The 20,305-nt window shown below is 38.4% G+C and carries 20 protein-coding genes; all 20 read right to left on the bottom strand.

What is annotated here, in order from left to right:
• Window positions 1-10: 10 nt before the first annotated feature.
• Window positions 11-811: a glycosyltransferase family 2 protein gene (locus DR864_RS23625; RefSeq protein WP_114069274.1), complete on the bottom strand. Its 801-nt coding sequence runs from the start codon at window positions 809-811 to the stop codon at window positions 11-13.
• Window positions 783-1,955, bottom strand: a complete 1,173-nt coding sequence (gene rffA, locus DR864_RS23620; RefSeq protein WP_114069273.1) for a dTDP-4-amino-4,6-dideoxygalactose transaminase — start codon at window positions 1,953-1,955, stop codon at window positions 783-785. The genes DR864_RS23625 and rffA overlap by 29 nt, the downstream gene beginning before the upstream one ends.
• A complete protein-coding gene (locus tag DR864_RS23615; protein WP_162794073.1) occupies window positions 1,952-2,692 on the bottom strand; it encodes a GNAT family N-acetyltransferase in 741 nt (246 codons plus the stop codon). The genes rffA and DR864_RS23615 overlap by 4 nt, the downstream gene beginning before the upstream one ends.
• Window position 2,693: 1 nt before the next feature.
• Window positions 2,694-3,941 (bottom strand): glycosyltransferase, encoded by a 1,248-nt coding sequence (locus tag DR864_RS23610; protein ID WP_114069271.1) that lies wholly within the window; start codon window positions 3,939-3,941, stop codon window positions 2,694-2,696.
• Window positions 3,942-3,950: 9 nt separating this feature from the next.
• Window positions 3,951-4,880, bottom strand: coding sequence for a nucleotide-diphospho-sugar transferase (locus DR864_RS23605; protein ID WP_114069270.1), 930 nt, complete (start codon window positions 4,878-4,880; stop codon window positions 3,951-3,953).
• A 3-nt stretch (window positions 4,881-4,883) separates the two neighbouring features.
• On the bottom strand, window positions 4,884-5,699 hold the full coding sequence (locus DR864_RS23600) for a glycosyltransferase family 2 protein (RefSeq protein WP_114069269.1): 816 nt from the start codon (window positions 5,697-5,699) through the stop codon (window positions 4,884-4,886).
• A 36-nt stretch (window positions 5,700-5,735) separates the two neighbouring features.
• Complete coding sequence (locus DR864_RS23595; protein WP_114069268.1) at window positions 5,736-6,701, bottom strand: glycosyltransferase; 966 nt, start codon at window positions 6,699-6,701, stop codon at window positions 5,736-5,738.
• Between the two features lie 29 nt (window positions 6,702-6,730).
• A complete protein-coding gene (locus tag DR864_RS23590) occupies window positions 6,731-7,657 on the bottom strand; it encodes a class I SAM-dependent methyltransferase (protein ID WP_162794071.1) in 927 nt (308 codons plus the stop codon).
• 49 nt (window positions 7,658-7,706) lie between these two features.
• Window positions 7,707-8,423, bottom strand: a complete 717-nt coding sequence (locus DR864_RS23585; RefSeq protein WP_114069266.1) for an FkbM family methyltransferase — start codon at window positions 8,421-8,423, stop codon at window positions 7,707-7,709.
• Complete coding sequence (locus DR864_RS23580) at window positions 8,423-9,274, bottom strand: glycosyltransferase family 2 protein (protein WP_114069265.1); 852 nt, start codon at window positions 9,272-9,274, stop codon at window positions 8,423-8,425. The genes DR864_RS23585 and DR864_RS23580 overlap by 1 nt, the downstream gene beginning before the upstream one ends.
• Window positions 9,271-10,218 carry a hypothetical protein gene (locus tag DR864_RS23575; protein ID WP_114069264.1) on the bottom strand — a complete coding sequence of 316 codons (948 nt, stop codon included), beginning with the start codon at window positions 10,216-10,218 and terminating at the stop codon, window positions 9,271-9,273. The genes DR864_RS23580 and DR864_RS23575 overlap by 4 nt, the downstream gene beginning before the upstream one ends.
• A gap of 27 nt (window positions 10,219-10,245) precedes the next feature.
• Window positions 10,246-10,977, bottom strand: coding sequence for an FkbM family methyltransferase (locus DR864_RS23570; RefSeq protein ID WP_114069263.1), 732 nt, complete (start codon window positions 10,975-10,977; stop codon window positions 10,246-10,248).
• Window positions 10,953-12,239, bottom strand: coding sequence for an ABC transporter ATP-binding protein (locus DR864_RS23565; protein WP_114069262.1), 1,287 nt, complete (start codon window positions 12,237-12,239; stop codon window positions 10,953-10,955). Before DR864_RS23565 ends, DR864_RS23570 begins: the two co-directional genes overlap by 25 nt.
• A 94-nt stretch (window positions 12,240-12,333) precedes the next feature.
• Window positions 12,334-13,818, bottom strand: a complete 1,485-nt coding sequence (locus DR864_RS23560) for a glycosyltransferase family protein (RefSeq protein ID WP_114069261.1) — start codon at window positions 13,816-13,818, stop codon at window positions 12,334-12,336.
• 31 nt (window positions 13,819-13,849) lie between these two features.
• Window positions 13,850-15,484 (bottom strand): LIC_10190 family membrane protein, encoded by a 1,635-nt coding sequence (locus DR864_RS23555; protein WP_114069260.1) that lies wholly within the window; start codon window positions 15,482-15,484, stop codon window positions 13,850-13,852.
• Between the two features lie 26 nt (window positions 15,485-15,510).
• Window positions 15,511-16,365: an ABC transporter permease gene (locus DR864_RS23550; RefSeq protein WP_114070451.1), complete on the bottom strand. Its 855-nt coding sequence runs from the start codon at window positions 16,363-16,365 to the stop codon at window positions 15,511-15,513.
• A 32-nt stretch (window positions 16,366-16,397) separates the two neighbouring features.
• Window positions 16,398-17,351 carry a Gfo/Idh/MocA family oxidoreductase gene (locus DR864_RS23545; protein WP_114069259.1) on the bottom strand — a complete coding sequence of 318 codons (954 nt, stop codon included), beginning with the start codon at window positions 17,349-17,351 and terminating at the stop codon, window positions 16,398-16,400.
• 17 nt (window positions 17,352-17,368) lie between these two features.
• The gene (locus tag DR864_RS23540) at window positions 17,369-17,944 is read right to left on the bottom strand and encodes an acyltransferase (RefSeq protein ID WP_114069258.1); all 576 of its coding nucleotides are present in this window, start codon (window positions 17,942-17,944) and stop codon (window positions 17,369-17,371) included.
• Window positions 17,945-17,954: 10 nt separating this feature from the next.
• On the bottom strand, window positions 17,955-19,115 hold the full coding sequence (locus DR864_RS23535; protein ID WP_229599460.1) for a DegT/DnrJ/EryC1/StrS family aminotransferase: 1,161 nt from the start codon (window positions 19,113-19,115) through the stop codon (window positions 17,955-17,957).
• Between the two features lie 14 nt (window positions 19,116-19,129).
• The gene (locus DR864_RS23530) at window positions 19,130-20,236 is read right to left on the bottom strand and encodes a sugar transferase (protein ID WP_114069257.1); all 1,107 of its coding nucleotides are present in this window, start codon (window positions 20,234-20,236) and stop codon (window positions 19,130-19,132) included.
• Window positions 20,237-20,305 lie beyond the last annotated feature (69 nt).

The raw sequence follows: 20,305 nt of genomic DNA, 5'->3' as shown, positions 1-20,305 counted from the left end.
ATCAATTATTTTACAAATACTTATCTACTCTAAAAAAAAGTCGGTAGAGATTAAGGATCATAAACCAAGCCCATTTACTTTTTTTTAGCCTGCGCATGATTTGACCGTCACGCGCAAACTCTTCATAGTCCAACCGAATATTGGGCGGCAGTACCTGTTCCAAGACCACTTTTCGTTCCTGTTTATCCAATGCTTTATTGGTACTACTGATTCCATTGGGGTCAAACCACACTAAATCAATGTCTCTGTACACCACTTTTTCGTTATTTAATCCGATGGTAATGAGGTAAAATTTCCAGTCTGACACGATTTTGAGCGATTCATCGTACAACCCGTAGGTATCAAACAATGTCTTTTTGATGTAAGCAGGCGCGTGAAAAAACGTAGAGACATACATATCAAACAGGGTCACTTGTCGGCCCGCAAAACTGCGTTCTACCTGCATCTTACCATTGATTTCTCGAATTTTATTGCCGTACAAAATACTGCAGTCGGGCATGTTGTCGAGCATCTTCGCGGTCACATCTGGCGCCATCAGATAATCGCCCGAGTTCAAAAATTGGCAATAGTCACCTGTTGCTTTCACAATTCCCTTGTTCATGGCCTGATAAATACCATTATCGGCTTCACTTATCCAATAGTTGATTTTATCAGCATATCTCTTGATTATTTCTACACTTTCATCGGTTGAGCCGCCATCAATGACCAAATATTCAAAGTCTTGAGAGGTTTGATTCACTACGCTTTCGATGGTTTTTTTCAGCCCCTCAACGTTGTTGTAATTAATGGTAATAATGGAAAGCTTGGGCATGATTGTACTCAGGATATATTTGCTCAATGAGCGTAGTTATTTTGTCTATATCACCGAAAGTCAGCTCATAGAATAAAGGAAGTCGCACCAAACAATCACTAAAACAATCAGAATTACTAAGCAACCTACCATCGTGTTGTGCGGTGTAAAATGGGCTGCTGTGCAAGCTTAAATAGTGAAATACTGCCAAAATTCCGTTCTCTTTCAGTTGCTTTATGAGGGATTCTCTGTCGTTGATAGAATGACAAATCAAGTAAAATAAATGCGCGTTGTTGGTCGAATAATTAGGGACTGCTGGAAGCTGAATAAAACCTTGAGCAGCCAAAGGACTCAATTTTTCATGGTAATAATTCCAAAGAGACGTTCTTTTTTGCTGAATATCCTCCATATTTTCTAACTGAGCGTAGAGGAACGCCGAAATTATCTCGGAAGGCAAAAATGAGGAGCCTATGTCTACCCATCCATATTTATTGATTTCACCCCTAAAGAATTCCGCACGGTTGGTACCTTTTTCCCAAATCGTTTCGGCACGCTTCAAAAATCGCTCATCATTTATGGCCAACATTCCTCCTTCCCCTGCAATGATATTCTTGGTTTCGTGAAATGAAAAAGCAGCTAAGTGCCCAATAGTCCCTAAAGGCTGGCCTTTATAATAGGCGTCTATGGCTTGGGCAGCATCTTCAATTACCAACAAATTATAACGAGTTGCCAATTCCATAATGATGTCCATGTCACAGGCAACTCCTGCATAATGTACGGGGACAATTGCTTTGGTTTTGGGCGTAATGAGAGATTCTATTTGTGTGGCATCAATATTGGGATTATCAGAATAGCTATCGGCGAAAATAATCTTTGCCCCCTGTCTGACAAATGCCAAGGCCGACGAGACAAACGTATAAGAAGGAACAATGACTTCATCACCAGGCTGGATATTAGCCAGTATGGCCGCCATTTCGAGGGCATCGGTGCAAGATGTGGTCAATAAAACTTTTTTGAAGCCGTATTTTTCTTCAAAAAAACGATGGCATTTTTGGGTAAATAACCCATTACCCGAAATTTTTCCCGATTGAACTGCCTCGACAATATAGGCGGTCTCTTTACCAGTGAGGTAAGGCTTATTAAAGGGTATTTCAATAGCACTCATAACCAAACGTGATAAATATCTGTTCCGCTAGCAATACTAAAGCCGTTTTTTTCATAAAACAGGCAAGCGGCTCGATTCTCCAATTGAGTAGCTACGTCTAGTTGCCTTATTTCTTTACTTGCTAAAAACTTCTTAATATAATTGAGCAGTTTTTTCCCTATGGCCTGACCTCTATACGCAGCCCCTACGGCCATCAGGCCAATCACACCCCTATTCCCAACAATTTTTAGCGTCACCATGCCCAAAATCTTACCCTCAAGTTTATACAGAAAGACTTCATCAGCAATAATACCCTGAACTGATTTATCAATCCACTCTCGGTAAAGGCCTTGAAAATCTTGTTCAGTGAAAAATGGGTCCACTCTGTACCTTGAATATTGACCGCTTTCAAAGGCCAAATTGTATAATTCAGAAAGGTCATCGGCTGAATTAAATGGGTAAATAGTGTCGAAACTTTCACTGGATGATACATCAGAGAGTCTTTGCGTATATACAACTTTTGTATCAACAAGTTGGCTATCAAACTTTCTAAGCAACAAGGCAGGCAGAACAATGCTTGGTGAAGAAAAAACATAAATCAACTGGTAGTCTTGAAGTTGAGCGCGATTAAGCGTTTCGTCAAGTTCTTCTAAGTCTTGATTTGTGTTTAATATAATCTTGCCAATCCTCCGGCCAAAGAAAAGGCTATCCCATTCCAGTTCTTCAATACGGCCTAATTGCTGGTCTAATTTTATCATGTCACGCATTTACTAGCTTGGCAATATGAGCATGGAACGGTTGCTTCCCGTAAAGTGAAACTGCTAAATTTCGACAATTCTCTCCCATCACCCTACGGGCCGTTTTGTCCAGTTGGAGAAGTTGTGCTATGCCTTTTGCTAAGTCTTTATAATCACCCAAATCTGCCCGGTACCCAGTATTGCCAGTATGCACCAAATCTTGCGCGACTCCTGTATTGAACGCCACGACGGGTGTTCCGCACATAATAGATTGGTTAATCATCATTGGGCCAGAGTCTTCAATAGAAGGGCAGACAAAAATATCGGCGGCTTGGTAGGCTTTTATTAGTTGCCCTTCGTCCAAATATCCAATGGTTTTGATACTGCGATTTTCAAATGGTAAAGCAGCATTTCCTGCAATCAAATAGGTAACATTTTCGGCTTCTAGGATCTTAATGGCCTCTATAAGCAAGTGCATTCCTTTTCTTCTTTCTTTCAATGAAGCCGCCCCGAAGAAAATTACCTTATGATTAGTAGCCAATCCAAAATGCGATTTAGCCGCTTCTTGGTCACCAAGGACAAACTTATTTTCATCTACCAAACCTAGTAGTTTATAAATAGATTTGTGTCTAAAGACCGCAGATTGGCGCGCTCTCTTATGATCGCTTTCGGAGAACACCAACAAGCCCATACTTTCGGGTAGATACGTTAATTTCAACGCTAAATTCTTTTGCGCCAACCACTTAACCTCAGGCGATGTAATAGCGGGGCAATTGCCACAATCAGTCTGGTACCTCCTACATGTCCAAGGATAATGACACCCTCCCGTGATGGGAGCATTGTCTATCATTAGCCAATATATTTTCGCACCTGTCAGTTTGTATAACTCATGAATAATTTTGGCATTCAGAAAATCAGTCACCCAATGAATAAAAATAACATCAGGTTTGACAGGGACTAATTCAAGGATTTTTTTTGCAGATACGACAGAATACTGTTCATATAAATTATAGAAATAATAATCGTAATCAAAACTTACTCGGCTCCATTTTACTTTTGCTATTTTCCTGAAAAGTTTGGCAAAAGGGGCCGTAAGTTTATGATCTGGATAGCACAGTACAGCTGGGTTTTCCGTTTTGACATCTTTTACGACCAAGTACGAATTGTACTCAGAGTTAACCAGTAGATCATTAAAATCAACGGCAAATTTACCCGCTCCTGCATAATCTACTGCCGATAGATTTAAAATACTTTGTTTGCGCTGAGTCATCCTCACAGTTTATATAAATCGGTATTTTAGCAGTAATTTGACCGATTTGAGCAACAGTTTTTTAACAAAACTCCGTTTTTTAGTATTAATAAATCGTTCAAAAACGTACCAATCAAAAAAGGTATCTAATTTATTGCTGGGGTGTTTCAATGGAAATACAATTGACTTCAAAGGAAGGTTAGCCAATAAATCGTTCTCATTGAATGAATGAGTGGCATCCGCATTGAACCCAATATTAGAAATAAGATTGACCGAAGGAACAATGGTTTTACCAGCATTGACCCAACGGGCAAAAAGCCATTGAAAATCCCAAACGTCATTGGGTTCTTCCAGATAAATTTTGTCAAATTCTAATTTAAAATGCCGAAAATACTGCTGGTTGTTCAAGACCTTTCGAATCGCTTTTTTCCCCTCTGGAGTCTTCCAAGCTTCCATGCTATAGTCAAATTTTTGCCACGCACGACGCCAAGTAGCCCAACCTAAACTATGCCCCATAAACGAATAAAAATAGGAGCTTCTCCTCCGTCGCCACGATTTCAGGGCATTCGTTCCCGAAATCATGTAAATCGTTTCATCCTCTTTATAGCGTTTAAGCAAGGTCGAACAATAGGGGAAAAATCCCGCGCTAGGCACACAATCATCCTCCAAGATAATCCCTGCTTCTACCTGCTCAAAAAACCAAGTAATTGCTTCGGCGGGCCCATGTCCGCAGCCTCGGTTTTTGTCGCGAAATAAGGTTTTCAATTCACATCGCCAATCTATTTGTTTGAAAATTTCTCGCGTAGCCTCGCACTTTAAAACGTCGTCGGGTTTGTCGGACCTTGGCCCGTCGGCGGCCACAAACAAGTATTTTGGCCTTATTTTCTTCAGCTCATTAAAGACTTTTTGAGCCGCCTGAGGACGGTTGAAAACAATCAATAAAATAGGAACTTCAAACATCGCTTAATAGCTCATTTTAAGCAACTTCCTGATATTTTTTAGCACCTTATAAAACAGCACAAGGAGTGGGTATAACGTCTGCTGGCGCTTATACCACATCAAAATCTCCATTTCCTTTTCCCGTTTTTTCCAGTAGTCATAATCCGCCAAAATATTCGCTGAAAAATACGTATTCAAAATAGTTTTATGCTCTTTTTGGCTCCACTCATTGGGCCGAGAACTAATTCCCGACATGTCATAATAAGATACAAATACAGGCCAATGTTTCACTGTACAATTGCCAATGACAATCGCTTTAATCCAGAATTCGTAATCAGCATGAATTTTAAATTTCTCGGTATACCCACCGTAAGCATTCAAAAGTGCTCTTTTGATAAAGGTACACTGGTGGCCAATGGTTGCACTGAAAAAATACCGCATAGAAAGCCGAGATGGATATTTTAATTCTTCAATGACTCCGTTAGCGTGAGCCAGATAGGAATTTCCATAGATAATATCTTCCTCAAAATCAACTCCAAAGCTGTTCATCAACACATTTTCGACCAGCCAATCTCCCGAGTTTAAAAACAGGCAATAGTCCCCTTTGGCCTGGGCAATTCCCTTATTCATGGCGTTGAAAATCCCCTTGTCGGGTTCAGAGACCCAATAATGAATGTAATTTTGGTGCGCTCTTATGCATTCAAGGCTTCCGTCACTCGACCCGCCATCAATCACAATAAATTCATAATCGGTAAACCGCTGGCTAATTACACTCATGATGGTTTTTTCTAGCCCTTTGCAGTTGTTGAGATTGATGGTGATGATTGATACTAGAGACATTTAAAAAGCTATTCAACTAATTAGCACTCTCATTCACTACCCTCTTAAACCATCGCCATCCGTTTTATAGTAATAATACCTATAAATGGGTGTATATATTGATTTCATTCTTTCATTGAAGGGCAAATCATTTCTGAGTATCATATAAATAATAGAAGAAATAAGCATTCCTATTATATTCTCTTTTTTATAAAAATATAAAAAATCAATAAGTAATGGCATTCGTTTCAACCTTTTAAAATTCTTAAGAATAAGATATACATTCTCAAACTGCCACTTAAAGTTCTTAATAGTTTTTTTCCCCATCATCAATTTCATCACATACAGAATCACACTTATTGGAGGCATATACTCAGTCACAGGAGGGATATAATTTAAATTTGTAACCGTCAGATCATGCCTCCTCCAATAAGTTAAAGGAACTTTTACCTGTTTTATTTTTCCAACGGATACAGACGTAATATTTAACAACCAATCGTAGATAAAGTCTATTTCATTTAGGTTTTTTATCTGAAGTAGAATTTCTCTCTTAAACATAATTGAGTGTCCTGGTATTGTACCCATCCAAACCATGTCATAGATATTGCGTTTACCGAAGTCCATTACACTTTTTACATTCAAGTACTTATCTGTAATGAAAGAATTTGAGTAGACTAAAGAATATGGTTCATTTTCAAGCTCATTAATATATACTTCAATCTTTTCATGCTTCCAAACATCATCTTGGTCTGAAATTGCAATATAGTCACCCTGTGCTTTATGGAAAGCGCTTATAAAGTTCTGATTAACACCTAGTTGTACTTCATTTTGAAATACTCTAATGCAAGCATATTTTTTAGCATACTCCTGTAAAATATACCATGTAGTATCCGTTGATTTATCGTCCTGAATAATAACTTCTTTAATTGGATAAGTCTGCGTTAAAATTGAATCAAGTTGTTCTCTCAAATGGCTTGCTCCATTATACGTACACATCACAACCGACACATCAATTATTTTCATTTATTTTGAAAATTAAATATCCTCATAAGCTAATTTTGCGCCCTGATTAGCCCTTTTCTAAAGTAAGGAGGTCTTATATTCTCGTCATGTACATAAATCATAAACCCATCCGAAAATTCAGACTTATAGCCAATTTGGTCGAAAAAAAACTTCAAATATTCCTCATCCTCATTTTTATGATAAGTGCAGCAAGCCACTTTAATGTCTATATCCTTATTAAGTAAATTCATGTTTGCTTCTAAAACCAAACTTTCACTTCCTTCTATATCTAATTTAAGAAATAAACTCTTTGCTTTTTCGTTTACCAGTGCTGTTTCAAGTGTAATCTCATTTTCAGAATCTACGCCTGAAACCATCTTATTAATAATTACTACCTTATTTTTATATGGCTCAAACGTTGCTTCTAACGGTTTAGCCCACATCTTTTCTGATTCAAAAATGTATACTTTTGCAGCTAAATTTATCACCTCTAATGCAAATAATGCTTCCGCAGCACCTATGTCTAGAACAATATCACCTTTATTTACACAAAAGCTTTCAGTTTGATATTGATGGGGAGATTTTTCAAGAAAATTTCCACCTAAGATACTTTGTTCTTCTATTAGACTAATATAGTTTTCTTTTACCTGACTTAAACTCCAACTTTCTGGAAAATATAATCTATCCCCATTATGAATCACAAAGGGCATTCTTTTATTATCATCAAAGCCTACAATCACATCTTCTAGTTTTCTTATTTGTCTATATGGAAACAAAGAAATACAACCTATATCTTTCAAAAAAATCAATTCATTTTTATATTTATCGTTGGAATTAGTTTCATAATAGTTCAAAATCTTAAAATATAACAATTCCTGTTGCGTTATTTTTAATTTTTGCTTAGTAAGCAATAGCTCTTCTTGGGTTATACTTATTTCTTTTTTTAAATTATATCTAAAAGCATTGATTAAATTCATAAGAATATTAATCTGTTTCAACCACTTAAATATTGAACCCATATTCAACTTATTTAGCATAAAAGAAAAAACACTCTACCTGAAGCAGCTCGCCCGTCTCGTAGTTTCGGTGTCCACCTTCTATGAGTTTAAGTTTAAAACCATGACTTCTCAGTAAGTCTACCATCTCCTGCATCAGGGTTTCGCCTTCGTACAGCGGCACGATTGACAATTCCATCTGGAAGCCGTTAATTTTGGAGAGCGAAGCCACACTCCCCTCAAATACTTGCCTTTCAAATCCTTGCGTATCTATTTTAACAAAGATATTTTGGCCTGGGAGATAATATTGTTCAATCACATCATCTAACCGACGAACCGTTACCGTTTGTGTCCCTACATAAATAGAGTCAGGGGCGCTTTCAACGTGCACGGGCAGAATGTCCAGAATTGAGCTGCTATATGAGTTTTTAGCAAGATTGATTTCGGCCGTCCCGTTGAAATTACCAAGCGCAAATTCCGCTGCTTTCCATCTAAAGTCTCCTTCCGCTTTTTTTTTGAGTTGCTCAAACTCCCGAGGCAAAGGTTCAAAGGAAACGATTTCTCCCTGATACCCCATTTCCCTCATCTTCTGGGCATACTGACCTACATTGGCACCAATATCAAAAATCAGGTTTATATCGTACTGTTTCAGTAAATCTAGCCGCTGCCTTACCAACGGGTCGGTGGGTAAGTGTAAAATATCATACCCGTATTTTTGGGCTATTTTTTTTAGAAATGTTTTCATCATTAGCGGCTAAAGGCCATTTTACGTTTCAAAAAACGGAACAATCTCAAACAAAATACTCCTATCTGAATCAATCCTATCTTTTGAAAATAGGTAAAAACAAGATATTCACGGCCTCCCGACCACTGATTTGTCTGCTCTTCCAACTGCGCCAAACGGTCATAATCAGCCAAAAATAAAGGATACTTCTGCTTTAGAACCATCAGCTGCTCTTGTTTAGGCAAACCATTCGTCGCAGGGTTGCAACTTATCCCATCCATGTTAAAATAGGACACTACGCCTTGGTAATGCGTATAATTACAACTTTTTTCCAGCAAAGCCTCCACAAAAAAGAGCCAATCAGACGCGATACGCAGGGTCTCGTTGTAATAGCCTATGCTTTCAAACAAAGCTCGTCGAATAAACGTAGACTGATGAGGCAAACTGCCCTGAAAAAGTATTTTGGCACTCAATACATCGGGCGATTCAACGTGCCACTGTATGCTATTTCGTTGATTATCATAATAATACACATCACCCGCGATAATATCAGCCGTAGGATTTTCAGAAAAGACATCGGCTAACACGGTATGATTAACCAACCAATCACCCGAGTTTAGGAATAAGCAATAGTTCCCCTTGGCGACCTTGATGCCTTTGTTCATGGCGTGGTATATACCCTGATCAGGCTCAGAAACCCAATAAGTGAGGTGTTTTGAATATTCCTCAATCACTCTGGGGCTGCTATCCGTTGACCCACCATCTATGATAATAAACTCAAAGGATGAAAAGGTCTGGCTAACAACACTTTCAATGGTTTTTAGTAGCCCTTCACTGTTATTCAAGTTGATGGTAATGACCGAAAGCTGCGTCATTGAGGCGAATACTTAATGAGGCGTTTGATTAATCGCTTGATTTTCTTAAAATTACTAACCACTTCTGCCCTGCCAAAAAGCATATCTTGAATAAACACATCCGCTTCATAGTTTCTTTCAATTTGTTCGGGGTGCGTCAAAGGGAAGTCTAACTCATAAGTAGGCATATTGGCAAAATAGCTGTCGGGATTATTAAAATGAGTCCCATCGGGCCCATGTCCGATATTTGAGATTAAGTTAACTTTTGGAATCACCGCCAATTGCCTTCTCATCATACTTTGAAAATGGAATTGAAAATCCCATGTATCAATGGGTCTCTCTTTAAAAAAATAGTCGTACTGATTTCTCCACCAAAGTTGGTATTCCTTTTCTTCAAACAAATTCTGAAGAAAAGCTTTCTTATCCAATTTCTCCCACTTATTGATATATAACTCGTAGTCTTTCCAACTTCTTGCCCAAGTAGCCCATCCCCAACTTGAGGGAAAAAGTGAGAAATAATAATCATTCTCAATGCCCATAGGTTGTTGTAATTGAAAATTATTTCCCGAAATGGCTGATATAGCATTATTGTCACGATACTTTTCAAGTAATTCAGCACAAAAGGGGAAAAAGGAAGCATTAGGCAAGCAATCATCCTCCAAAATAATCCCTTCGGGTACGTGTTCAAAAAACCAAGTAATGGCTTCTGATACATTTCGGCCACATCCTACATTCGAATCTCTAAAGTAAGTTTTCACATCGCAATCCCAGTCAATTCCTTCAAGTACTAATTCTCGGGTTATCTGGCATTTTTCGACCTCTCCTTCCTTATCCTTTCTTGGGCCATCGGCAGCAATAAAAAAACAGGAAGGTTTTTGGTTCTTAATAACCTCAAAGACTCTTTGGGTGGCTTCTGGCCGATTGAAAATTAGAAATAATATTGGAGCAGAAAAATGCACTTCCATCAGATAGAATCAATTCTTCCTAAAACTTTATTGACGTTGATAAAATAGCGTATTATATGTCTTAGCTATAAATATGTAACCTAGATTTGATAAATACTGATGAATTTCAAGCTTATCAATTTCAAGAATTGAACTGACAAAAGTTTCAACTAATAAGTATTCTGGCTTATATCTTAACCAATCGTTAGACTGTAAAACCGGCAATTCTAATCCTTCAATATCAATCGACATAAAATCTATAGTATTATTATGCGGCAGATATTCGCTCAAAATTTCATCAAGTCTTTTTGTCTGTAAAGTTTCCTGTCGAATAAGTATAGCTCCATGCTTATCAATATGCTCATTTGCAACTTTTTCTGAAAGAGTATTAAAAGCAGGATCGCTAAATATATAGTATTGCAGCTTTTTTTGTGTAATGTAAAGTGGTGTTTCTATATTAATATCTCTTGGTCTCAATTGGTTAAATACAGACATACTCCCAGGCATTGCATCAATATTAATACCGTTCCATCCGTTTAAATAAAAACGATAGGTATTTGAGAATCTTAAAGGGTGATGAGCCCCAATATCAACGTAAAATCCATTCGTTTTATATTTAATAAACCTGCTTAGCACTAAGTCTTCCCCTTCCTGTGAATATGACTTATTTTGATATTTACAGGAATCTGACATCTTTAATTCTTCCCCAATAAAATCTTTTATTGAAGAAGGCAGACATCTTACAATGCCCCTTTTTATCCGACTTTTCCAACTCTCCATTCTCCTGATAATAAAAGCTTTGTATCACTTATTCGTCCTATTCTCCCTGTTTTATAAAAGTCACCCATCTCTACATCAAAGATATACAGTGGGTCTTTTGGCCAGTCTGATTCTATTCCGTTTTCTACAATCCTTCCATGAACTTTTACACGCATAGGAGCAATATGAAAGTTTTTTATTGTGCACTTCACGGTAGTAAATCCTATTGGCAAATTATCAAATCCTATGTTTTGGTAACCGCTATACAAAACACATAATGTATCGTTATAACTATCATGGAGAGAAAAGCCGATATCAATATTCTTGCAACTGGGTTTATTTACTAAAATTGTAATTAAAAGGGTAATATCCTCACCAGTAATAACTGACTTTATCTCATTTCCTTCATTATCCTCAATCTTAAAACCAGCAAAAACAACATTTCCAGTTCCACTTCTATTATCAGAATGAATAATAGGAGTAACTATACCTTTCTCTTCTTTTAAGTATGTATCGATAGTATCTTCTATTTTGCCCTGAAAAACAACACATCCATCCGTAACCATGAGACCCTTCGTGCACAAATTTTTCACCGCTCCCATATTATGACTCACAAACAGCACCGTCCGTCCATCATTGCGGCTTACATCCTGCATTTTACCGATTGCTTTTTTCTGAAATTCGGCATCGCCTACGGCTAGTACTTCATCAACAATCAGGATTTCGGGCTCTAGGTGGGCGGCTACTGCAAAGCCCAAACGCACTGTCATCCCGCTTGAATAGCGTTTTACGGGCGTATCAATGTAGCGCTCACAGCCCGAGAAATCAATAATTTCGTCAAGTTTAGCCCGAATTTCACGCCTCGTCATACCCAAAATAGCGCCGTTGAGGTAGATATTTTCGCGTCCAGTTAATTCGGGATGAAAACCCGTACCTACTTCTAACAAACTACCTATACGACCATCGTACAAGATACGCCCCGTAGTGGGACCAGTTACTTTTGAGAGTATTTTCAAAAGTGTTGATTTCCCAGCCCCGTTTTTTCCGATAATGCCCAAAATTTCTCCTGGCATTACTTCAAAGTTAATATCTTTCAGTGCCCAAACGTACTCACTGCTGCCTTTTGAAGCTCGGTCATTGCTTTCGCCAACGGTCAAGAAGGGGTCTTCTTTGCCTCTTACTTTGTGCCACCAGCGTTTCAGGTCGTTGCTGAGCGTACCCGTCCCGATGGTACCTAGGCGATATTGCTTAGAGAGATTTTCTACTTTAATAATGGGTTTCATTTTCCAGCAATTCAGCCAATAGTCGTTTTTACCAATAAATTATTCTCAAAAGGTTTTTTTGCTCATTTGAGCACATTTTCATTTGAAACCGCAATCAATACTTTTCAAAGAAATTTTTGGTGCCATTTACTAATTTATATCGGCATTCTGGGCATCTACTTCGTATTGACTCCGAGGGCATGATTATCAAATCAAAACCAAGAAGAGTGTTTAGTGTAACATCTTTATACTTCGGTTTATTTTTACTAATAGTATGCCCTAGGCCTTTTTGGAAGGTGAATTTATCGGGATATATCCCTTTTTTTCGAGTACTTAATTTTCCGTATTCATATAAATACCTGATAAAAGGCCCTTCTCCATATTCTACAAATATTCTACTGTATTTTTCAAGGTTTACTATAGTAAAATTATCATATATATATTTACTGTAAAAGGCATTATAAGCAAGCCGATTTCTTATGAATAAATTATCAGAGGTTACATAAAAAGTAAAAACAGCTATCACATAACATAGGCTGTAGATAATATCGGTCGATTTCTCAAACACTTTAAGTATAATTTCTCCACAGAATGCAACAAAACAAATCGTAAATAACATTATAAGAGAGATACACCTAAAACTTGACAGTGACCAAGGATGTTTACCTAAAACAGAAAGTATAATAAATAAAACATTACTAAAAACTGTTACAAATACAAGGGATTGATACTTTTCAAGCAATGGGTATTTATGCCTTTGATAAAATAATACTATCAATAGTATTATGAATAAAAGTGCTAAAATATTTTGGGGCTCAATCAAAATGCTTATATCGTTACTGAGATAGGGAAGATAATACAACTCAAGCAGGTCATTATTTTGGAATATCAACGCAAAAAAATAAACATACGCCAGTGTTAAAAGAAGGGGAAGGGAATACAGTAGTATTGATAATCCCTTTTGAGCTAATGTTAACTTAGACTTAGTTATGAGATACAATATATAGAGCGAAACAATATATAAAATCAAAATTTCGGAATATCTGGATGTCATAAAAAATGCAAACACACAACTCCACATTAACAATTTTCGATAAGTTATCCCAGTATTTAGCTTTTCTAAAGCAATGATACCCATCGCCGTACCCAAACATTCCATGCTATATGCTCTCAATTCAAACCCCATATAAAGTAACTTAGGGGATAAAATAGCAACTAAGCCCATCAATATTGCCACTTTACTATTTTTTGTCCATAAAAATGATAAATAAATAAATGATACGACTACTCCTATAAAAAAGAGAAAAGGCAACATTCTCAACCAAACATGATGATTTGATATAAATGTCCAATAGTGCAATAAGATCCCGAATCCTCCAGGATCTAAGTTATAATATTTGTTATTTTCAATAACATCCAAAACTCCTTTTTCGGCCGTAAAAGGTTCTGAGTCATGGTTCAAACCTTTGGCAATCCAAAACTGTCCGGCTTCATCGTACCATAGATACGGCGTAAACAAATTTTTTGAAATTGCCAGAAAGAATACAATATAAACACCTACAAAAAAGGGAATATAATATTTTGTATTCAGTAAAGGCATATCAATTTGCTCTATTTATTCAATAGTACAGTCATTTGCTTTTATAATAAAATCCTTCTTTTATTGTCCCTCCTATTAAATGCAATTCTTGGTTTTCTTTATATGTACAAGGTAAATTATAATCATAACATTGATCAGAAAAAATGGGATAATAACATTTTATTTTTTTATCAATTAAAAAGTAAGAAAAACTAGAGTTTGGTTGTTTATCAATTGGATAAGGCAATAAATATCTTTCAGAAAGATGTTTTGTAAAATGCCAAGGGTGAAACCAGTTATCTTTTAAAAAAGTAGAAAATATCAGAATCCCAGCGCCGTAAAAAAGATATTTACAAATATTACTCTCTATATTGATAAAATTCATTGCTAACAAAATAGTACAACAAACAAAAGACATGCCATACCAAAGATTAGGTGCATTAAAAAACATAAATAATACACCTGAAAGCGATGTTATTATACCTACTAGTAGAGTTTGAGATTTGTATATTTTTTTGGTCAATATCTTTAATAAAACTATACCTGATAATATCAACGCTCCTGACAATATTAGTATATCAGCTATATTTTGGCTTTTGACCCAAGGTATAATCCAATTACTCTCTCCACCCTGAGTAAAAATTTTTATCATTCTTTTAATCTCTACAACATTTTCGTAGGGGATTTTCCATTCAAAAGAAAATAAATCTATATAATTAATTGGATAAATTACCCAACCCGTTAGTATGACATTTTTATAAAGCCAAGGAAGCAAAATTAAGCAACAAATAACCAAACAATCAATGTACTTCCTTCTATTCTTTAAGTTTAACTTATTAAGAGACAAATAAGCCGCTAGCAAAAGTACGGGAAGTGCTGAAATTTTTATTGTGACAGAATATACCGATAAAATTATGATTGGAAAAATAAGGTCATTTTTTTTATCAACTTCTGTTAAAGATATAAATATTGTTGTAATTAAAATGAAAACAGCAATATTATTTGTTGTAGTAGAAATATGGGGATAATAATGATATATAGTACTGTATAGGATTAAAAGAAATGCTCCTGCCAAAAAGTATCTTTTAAATTTCACTTGTATTGCTAAGTGACAAAAAATAAAAAAAGCAAAAAAGAATGTAAGCGTAAAATTGACTGAATAAATGGGTTGCTTAAAAAATCCCTGAAATGACGATGCAGCAAACCATGTAAATATATTAAAGTTATAACCAAAAGTATAATTAAGATTCCCTAATCCCTTCACCGTTGGATATTCGGATATCCATTTTATAGATTGAATATGATATAAGCCTGCATCATAATGTAAAGATGGAGAATACAGCGATTTAAAAAATACAATAATAACAAATATTACCGCCAGAGAAAACCACACATAATACTGTCTCATCATTAGTATCAGTGTTGTATATATACATTTACTATACTGCCTCATCCACCCTAAATTAAACACTAAAATACCACTTGATATAGCCAAGAGTAGAACAGATATTTGTTCATTTATTGGGTAAAAGATTGACACTAATGTTAAAATAGCATTACAAGCGGCAAACCCGACTAAAAAATCAAGGTAAAATGAAGTAGTCCAGCTCGTAATTCTTTTTATTATTGCTCCCCAAACGAAAGAATTGAATGTTATAAAAGCAAAAGAAAGTAGTTGAGCAATCATTTATCTGTACCCCAAAACATTAGCAATTAAACCGTATCCATAAAATTTTTCTCGGTATAATTAAATACCACCAGCCCCAACAAAAATACCACAATCGTGAATCCAGCAGAGTAACCCAAAAGCTCCCAAGAGAAAGTTCCAGTTGAAAAAAAACCGTACTTGAAAGTTTCAATGATGCCAGTCATTGGATTGGCCAACATCAGGGGTCGGTACTTGTCGGGTACGGCCGAAAGCGGCAATATCACGGGGGTAGCGTACATCAATAATTGCACCCCAAAATCCACTAAATACTGTAAATCCCGGTACTTGGTAGTCATAGCCGATACCAGCATCCCCAACCCAAGCCCCATCAGCCCCATCAATACAATAAGCACGGGCAAAAGCAGCAAAGATGTATTAGGCAACAAATCCGCTCCCGTCACTACAAAATAAAGGTACAACAATAAAAACAACACCAGTCCAATCCCAAACTGAATCAGGTTGCTAATGATAATGGACAAAGGCGTAACCGCCCGAGGAAAATACACCTTGCCAAACAGAGATGCATTGGCCGTGAAGGTGTTGGAAGTTGTACGTAGGCAGTTAGCAAAGTAATTCCAGCAGGTAATGCCCGCTAAATAAAACAGAATAGGCGGAATACCATCGGTGGAGAGGCTGGCCATGCCAGCAAAAACAAGGGCTAAAATGGCGGTTTGAAATATGGGCTGAATAAAAAACCAGACGGGCCCTAAGACGGTCTGTTTGTATTTGGCCACGAAATCTCGCTTTACAAACAGCAACAACAAATCACGGTAGCGCCAGATTTCCTTCAAACGAAGGTCAAACAAAGCATCTTTCGGAACGATCGCGCTGGCGTATTTTTTTGTATCGGCAACTTGCATTTTTTCTTGGTTCATTGCTACTCCTCCCCCAATCAAACTTTTTCTAAGGTTCTTTTGGCAAATGGATGATAGTCACCCGTTAAGCCAGCAATGGGGGCTGTTCTGATATTATGCGCAATTTCAATAGATGGGTAAGCTTCCGACAAGCCAAACCCGTTTCCGTCTAAAATATGTTGGTAGCTTTGCGTATGCAGGTCGGTGAAACCATCGCTGAATTCAATTTCTTCACCTTCCATTTGTAGGGAGCGGTAGGTTCTTTTGTTGCGCAATTTTGCTTCTTCGGGCAAGGTGTTGAAGTCGGTACTTAAAAACCAGCGTACGCGCGCGCGCTTCAAGTCTAAATAACCCGCCGCCGAATTTGCTTCGTGCAAATGCACGATATTTCGCTTTACAGGGCCAAAAATCCACGTCAGGGCATCAAAAAAATGAATGCCGATATTGGTGGCAATACCACCTGATTTACTCACATCTCCCTTCCAACTGATATTGTACCACTTGCCTCTTGAGGTAATGTAAGACAGGTCAACATCATAAATTTTATCCGCTGGCCCTTCTTCTATCTTTCTTTTAAGGGCAACAAGACTCGGGTGTAGTCTGAGTTGCAGGATGTTATAAACTCTTTTCCCCGTTTCGCTCTCAATTTCGCTCAATGCATCAATGTTCCAGGGATTGAGCACGAGCGGTTTTTCACAAATTACATGAGCATGGCTCCGCAACCCGAAACGGATGTGCGCATCGTGGAGGTAATTGGGACTACAAATACTCACGTAATCGACCTGATTTCCCTCGCGACGTAGCTTATCGACGTGCCGGTCAAAGCGCTCAAATTCAGTAAAAAAATTAGCTTCTGGAAAGTAACTGTCCATCACGCCCACCGAATCTGACTTGTCAAATGCCGTCAGTAGCACATTTTCGGTATCGCGGATGGCTTTCATGTGGCGGGGAGCGATAAAGCCTGCCGCACCGATAATTGCAAATGTTTTCATGAAGTAGGGTATAGAAATTAACGAATAGCGGATACACTATTTTCTTGAAGGCTGTACACTGTCCCGCTCTCAGGACACGTTGCAAAGCCGTGATTATCAAAATTCAAACGATGACCGTATTCACTTATCCACCCTACCTGACGGGCGGGATTTCCGATCACCAGCGCGTAAGGCGGAATATTTTTGGTCACTACGGCACCAGCTCCGATAAATGCATATTCTCCGATGTCGTGGCCGCATACAATCGTGGCATTGGCACCGATACTGGCCCCTTTTCCTACGTGCGTTTTTTCGTACTGCCCACGGCGGTTGATGGCGCTTCGGGGATTGGATACGTTGGTAAATACCATCGAAGGCCCCAAAAAAACGTCGTCGGCGCAAGTAACACCCGTATAAATCGAGACGTTGTTTTGAACTTTCACATTATTGCCCAAAATAACCCCCGGCGAAATCACCACGTTTTGACCAATGTTACAGTTTTGTCCTATTTTACAATCAGGCATAATGTGACAAAAATGCCATATTTTGGTTCCTCCGCTTATTTCGCAACCTTCGTCAACAACGGCCGTGGGGTGTATAAAAATGGGTTCCATGCTTAAAATCTCAGGAAAAATAAGTGGTAATGGCTTCCGAAATATAAGCAGTTTGCGCCTCGGTCATTTCAGTATGCATCGGTAAAGAAATGACCTGTTTACACAACTCCTGTGTTACGGACAAGTCACCCACCACTCTTCCTAAGTGTTGGTATGCTTTCTGTTGATTGAGTGGCACGGGGTAATAAATCATGCTCGGAATTTTTCTTTGTCGCAGGTATTCCTGCAACCCCTCCCGGTGTTGCGCGGGCACTTTCAAGGTATATTGATGAAAGACGTGAGTCGAAAAATCGGCTCGAAACGGGATTTCAACCGCCGCTACTTCCGCCAATGCAGCATCGTACAGATTGGCTGCTTTTTGGCGCGCGTGGGTATATTCATCCAAATAGGGTAGTTTTTCAATCAAAATAGCCGCTTGCAGAGAGTCCAACCTTGAATTGATGCCAATCATTTCATGGATGTATTTTTTCTCTTGCCCATGATTAGCAATCATTTTTGCCTTGCGTGCCAACTCCGCACTTTGCGTATATACAGCACCGCCATCGCCGTAGCAACCAAGGTTTTTGGAAGGAAAAAATGAGGTTGTACCCATATCTCCGAGCGTTCCTGCCTTCTTTTCGGTGCCGTCCGCAAACCGATACGTGGCTCCGATGGCCTGTGCCGCATCTTCAACAACTGCTATTTGATGCGCCTCACATACTTCCAGTATTCCTTCCATATCAGCGCATTGGCCAAATAGATGTACCGGCACCACCAGCTTGGTTTTGGGCGTAATCGCGGCTTCTACAAGCTGCCGATTGAGGTTGAATGTCAACGGGTCTACGTCCACCATCACGGGGGTGAGTCCAAGCAATCCGATGGCCTCGGCCGTGGCAACGTAGGTAAACGCTGGCACAATCACTTCATCCCCTCGTTTAAGTTCGAGCGCCATCATCGCTATTTGCAAGGCATCTGTACCGTTGCCACACGAAACTACATGATTAGCGCCAAGGTAATCGGCCAATTGAGCCTCAAAATGTGCGACCTGCGGGCCTTTGATAAACGTGGCGTTATCTAAGCAGTTCTGAATGGCCGCATCAATAGAAGGCTTTATTTTTGCATACTGCCCCTTCAAATCAACCATCTGAATGACCTCCGTTGCCGTCTTATTTGGTGCTTCTACCCCTGTCATCTTCTTCCTGTCCGTTATTTACTGCGGGCCTTGTTAATCACAATGTTTTTCAAAATTTTCCACAGATAGTTTACATCCGTTTTAAAAGGGGCCTTTGTGTAGGCCTCCAAATAGGTCAGTTCTGACTGTACAATTTCTTCAAATGTTTCGGGTAAATCTGCATAATAAGGTGGCAGCAATCCTGGAGTATGTTTTTTGCGCAGGGCCTGTAATTGCTCGGGATATAAGCCAAAATAATGCTCACTGATGGGCCGGACGCCAATCAATTTAATGTCGCCCCGAAGTAGGTTATACAACATCGGCAGTTCATCAATCCAGTATTTCCGAATCAGACGTCCTCCCGTACTTACCCGAAAATCATTTTTAAACTTCCCACCAGCATCCAATCCTTGCGTACTATGCAGGTATTCCTGCACGTATTCAGCGTAAGGGTGCATGGAGCGAAATTTATAAACGGTCATTTTTTTACCCCCTTTTCCTATTCTATTCATTCTGAACACAACGCCTTCACTCGCCGCTGGATTGGTCAAACTTGGATTACCATGGCGATTAACCTTAGCAATGATTAATGTTTCCTTACAATCATCTACCACATCTACGATTTTAAAGCCATTATAGATTAATCGCCCCATTATTTCTGCCTTTGACATATCAACGGCGATTTGGAGCTTCCGGTAAAGGGTATGAAATCCAGTCAGTTTGGGTAAAACTCTTCTGAACAAAAAATGTACTGGATAATAGAGGCGGATCAAGAAGGGGGAGATGTCCTTCTGAATTTCACATTTAATGTTTTCAGCCGTAACAATTTTGAGGGCAAAATACCCATTAGCGCCAAGCGAACTTCTTACTTTTTCTAAAACAACATTAGGATTATGCTTTTTGAGCATCAATTCATCCAAATACAAGTTTGGACCCTTTAGCGAAAAATTACGCATCAGAACGACGTCTGCATCAACTTGACTCCAAGAACTATAGGAGCCAAAATTCAGCAAATAAGCGGGTATGGCCTGGTTTACAGCGTCTTTACACGCTGAACTTGGCACGGGCATCTCCAAAATATCTTTTGATATTCCAGAGATTGGAACATTTGTTCCAATGAAGTTAAGTTGCCGATGAGTCATCGGTATGAGCGGTTGAAACCGGCGTTAGGTAAAGTGTTAAAATTGGGTAAAGTGTTGGTATACTAAAAC

The sequence above is a fragment of the Runella rosea genome, from assembly GCF_003325355.1.
GTDB classification, from domain to species: domain Bacteria; phylum Bacteroidota; class Bacteroidia; order Cytophagales; family Spirosomataceae; genus Runella; species Runella rosea.
This window is presented reverse-complemented; position numbering and strand designations above follow the sequence as displayed.